Origin of the sequence: Siccirubricoccus deserti (assembly GCF_014283215.1) — a bacterium.
Taxonomy (GTDB): Bacteria; Pseudomonadota; Alphaproteobacteria; order Acetobacterales; family Acetobacteraceae; genus Siccirubricoccus; species Siccirubricoccus deserti.
The window spans coordinates 1-3762 of sequence record NZ_JACOMF010000152.1 but is presented as its reverse complement, the minus strand read 5'-3'; the positions used below and the strand labels follow the sequence as shown (position 1 = coordinate 3762).

Below are 3762 nucleotides of genomic sequence, written 5' to 3'. Positions count from 1 at the left end.
GGTCAGCGGCTTCAACGATGCGCCCGAGCAGCTGACCGAGGCCGAACTCGAACCCCTGTATGTGCGCGAGGACTCCTCCTACGGCGACCTGATGACGCTTGGCCCGGTACTACGCATGTCGGAGACGACGTGCCGATGGGCGTTGCCCACCCCCAAGTTCGGTGGAGACCGACCCGAATGGTTGGCCCGGAACGCTGAACCTCGCTGATGCCACACGTCTGACCGGTAATCCCTTTGATCTCATTTTTACAGGACGAGTATGGCCGGGAGCCGAAGGGCGGCTGGTCCTGACCCTCGAAACTGAGGTGGTCCCTAGATTTCGGACACCGGAGACGTTGCAACAAGGCCTCACGCCGAAGACCCGCAGTTCAGGCCCGGGCAGCCCCGCGCAGCCGACTGAGGTGGCTGTCCACTGAAATTTCGCCTGGATCACTCGATGGGGGCTGGTCATCCGGCGCAACCCTCGCAACCTGCATACTGTGAGACGGGTCGCCCCTGTCTCAGGCGGACATCTGGTCTAGCGTCCACCCCTTCCACGAAGGTGCCCTTGGCGGCGGATCAAGGCTGCTGGGCTGCCCTTGCGCGCTGGCCGAACTGGCGCCGCCTGGAATGGCCCTGTAACGCACCACCGGCCTCCCCAACAACACCACCCGGCACGACCAGCACCCGGCCGGACGGGCGGGTGGCCAGCACCGCCTCGATCCATTCGTTGAGCCGACGGCTCTCCGCCAGCGCGCCGTCGATGTCGCGGTAGACCTCCGGGAACCGCAGCGCCATCCAGCGCCAGGCTACAAGGCGGCGATGCACCCGCTCGGCCAGTTGCAGCGCCTCCTGGCTGGCCCGAGCGGGCGGCGGCAAATGTCCGGCCCGTGGCGGCGCCACCGCCCGGCCAAGCGCATGCTCCACCGCCCAATCTGCCAGCCGCTCGACGCCCTCGTCCCGCTCGTCCGCCGGGCACATTGCATAGGTCCAGCGGTCCAGCAGCGACAACTCCCGCACCCCGTCCACCGCCGCAGCAATGGCGATCTGTGTCGAGAGATCGCCCAGCCGATAGTTTGGATCGTCCCGCCGCAGCACCGCCCGCTCGATCCGCCGCAAGGTGCCGAACAGGCTCTCGGTGCCGATCTCGGCCGCCACCGCAGCAATGATCTCGGCATCCGGCGCCACCGGAGGGCGCAAATCCCCCGGCGCGACGGGGCCCGCGGCCAGCGCATGGGCAATCGCTGCCGGATCGCCGCCGCCCTTGAGCACGGCGACGGTCCCCTCGGCATGAGCGCCGCCAAACCGCCCGGCCCGGCCGCCGATCTGCTTGATCTCCTGCACGGTCAGCGGCCGGTCCTGCTGCCCGTCCCATTTGCTCAGCGCCGAGAACACCACCCGTCGCAAGGGGCCGATATTGAGGCCCATGCCGATCGCGTCGGTCGCCACCAGCACCTCCGCCTCGCCCTCCCGGAAGCGCCGCGCCTCGGCCCGCCGCACGGTGGGGCCGAGCGCGCCATAGACCACCGCCACACTCCGCCCGCGCCGCAGCAAGGCCGCGCGGAGCTCGAACACCTCCCGCCGCGAGAAGGCGATCACCGCATCGCCGCGGCCGATATCGTCGAGCGGCACCGGATCCGGCGCCGCCACCAGCGGCCCCATGCGCTCCAGCCGCACCTCCTCCACCGGGTCGCCGCAGAGCGTGGCGATGCGCTGGATCATCGGTGCAGCATCCGGGGCGCCCAGTACGATCACCGTCCGCGCCGGCACACCCATGATGGCTGCCGTCCAGGCCGGGCCCCGTTCGGGGTCGGCCAGCATTTGCGCCTCGTCGATCACCGCCACATCGACCGGCGTGCGGAAGGGGCACATCTCCACTGTCGCGGCGGTGTGGCGGCTGCCGGGAGCCAGGATGCGCTCCTCGCCGGTCGAGAGCGCGGTGGGCACGCCGCGCGCCTCGAGCGCCTCCCGGTACTCATGCGCCAGCAGCCGCAGCGGCCCGAGCGCCAGGCCGCTCTCGGCCTCGGCCAGCCGTGTCAGGCCGAAATAGGTCTTGCCCGAATTGGTCGGCCCGAGGCAGGCGATGATCCGGCGGTTCAGCGCCCGGGCGGTGACGAAGTGCGCGGCGTAGCGGTCAAGCCCCGCCACCCGGGCAACAGCTGAATTGCTCGCTCCCCGGGGCTCGGCCCGGGCCTCCCGGACCGCCGGCGAGGGGCTGCCGGCGTCGATATTCCGCCACTCCGGCAGCGAGCCACGTAGGGTCTCCAGGGTAGCGGGGTCGAACTGGAGCTCCCGCACCGTGCTGCCGCCCTTACGGACCGCCACACGGCGGGCCACCGGCAGCCGGCCAGTGCGGATCCAGCGCTCGGCTTCCGCCCTGGTACAGCCCAGCAGCTCCGGCACCGCTCCGGCGCCGATCAGGGAGGCCTCCCAGGCCTTCAGCCGGCGCTCCTCCTCGGCCCGGGTCTCGCGCGCCGCCCGTGCCGCGCTGCGCCGCTCGGACCGGCGCCGGCGCTCGGCCTCGGCCGCCCGCCGGGCAAAGGCAGCGGCCTCCGGGGCGGGTAGCGCGAAGGCCTCGGCGACAAAGCTGGCGCAATGACCGACCACCTCCAGCGAGGCCTCCCCGGCCGGCCCTTTTGGTAACTCGTCCAGAGCGGCAGCAAGCGCCGTCTCCGGGGTGCCGTAGCCGCCGAGCCGCGCCATGACCGCTTCGCGCAGTGCCGCCAGCAAGCCGGCATCCCCGACATCCGGATCGCTGATGCCGGCAACCGCCACATCCAAGTCGTCGCGCCGGACCGGCAGTGCCTGGGCCTGCCTGGCCAGGGTCTCCAGCCGGCTGCGCCACCTGCGGCGGCGCAGTTCGGCCTGGCCGGCAGGGGCGGCCTCGGCGGCAGGGGCGGCCGACCGGTCCGGCCGCTGCCGGCCGGCGCCGCCATTCGCGGAACGGGAGAGATGGTCTTGCCCCATAAGGGTCTCCTGTCCGGGACCTGCCCTGACGCCAGGACGGCCGTGTCGGCAGGTTAGCGCCTGGGCATCCCTGGCGTTCAGTCGCCCCCCGGGTCGGGCGCTATTTGCTGTCCACACTGTCGGGCCTCATCGGGACGCCCTGGGCATTGCTGCCCCGCACCGTAGCTAACCGCCCGGTATCCGGATCGCCTGATCCTGTTGACCGCCGCCGGACTACCCACCTGCCTTCCTCCGCTCCGTCGCCGTATCGGAAAGATAGCGAAGGCGTTGGGCATCAGCCCGCGCAACCGCCCGACCCGACTTTAGTAACGCGCGGTGGCAAACAGCCCGTGCCGATATCTCGACACAGCAAGCCACGCTGTCAGGCGTAGCTCGTGCCGACGGCGTGATGCCCCGTCTTGTTGTTCTGGATCAGGTCGACGCCCAGACGTTCAAGAGCCTGCTTCACTGCCCGCCAGGTCGTCTCGCGGACGTTCTTCCGGCCCTGCTCGACCTTTGACACGGTGGAAGGGGAAAGGCCGGCTTCGGTTGCGAGCTGCTCCTGGTCCAGACCAGCAAGCATCCGGCCAGCCGCGATCACTCGCCCCCGTGCCACGATGGGGCTTATCTGCATCGAATAGCTCCGTGTTTGTAGGACACAAAGATGGTGTTTCTGGCCTCACAGATCAACAGACAGTCAGTAAGAGGGGCAAAACCTGTGGCGAGGGTGCAGTTTGCCCTTCCCAGGTGGCGGCTGGTCTGATTCGCTCGGGCGCATGGTCCCGCCCGCCGATCCTGACGCGCTGTCGCCGGCCGAGCTGAAGGCGCTGGTCAGCG

2 protein-coding genes and 1 pseudogene are annotated in these 3762 nt (G+C 70.3%); 1 reads left to right on the top strand and 2 read right to left on the bottom strand.

Features of this window, described 5'->3' with window-relative positions; genetic code table 11:
- Window positions 1-208, top strand: a pseudogene (locus H7965_RS30610) (CoA transferase); the annotation flags it as partial.
- A gap of 350 nt (window positions 209-558) precedes the next feature.
- On the opposite strand, the gene H7965_RS29035 reads toward H7965_RS30610, so the two are convergent.
- Together H7965_RS29035 and H7965_RS29030 are read right to left on the bottom strand one after the other, a co-directional pair.
- Entirely contained in the window at window positions 559-2946 is a 2388-nt protein-coding gene (locus H7965_RS29035) for a helicase-related protein (RefSeq protein ID WP_186773980.1), read from the bottom strand.
- Window positions 2947-3307: 361 nt separating this feature from the next.
- Complete coding sequence (locus H7965_RS29030) at window positions 3308-3559, bottom strand: helix-turn-helix domain-containing protein (RefSeq protein WP_186773979.1); 252 nt, start codon at window positions 3557-3559, stop codon at window positions 3308-3310.
- Window positions 3560-3762: the final 203 nt, after the last annotated feature.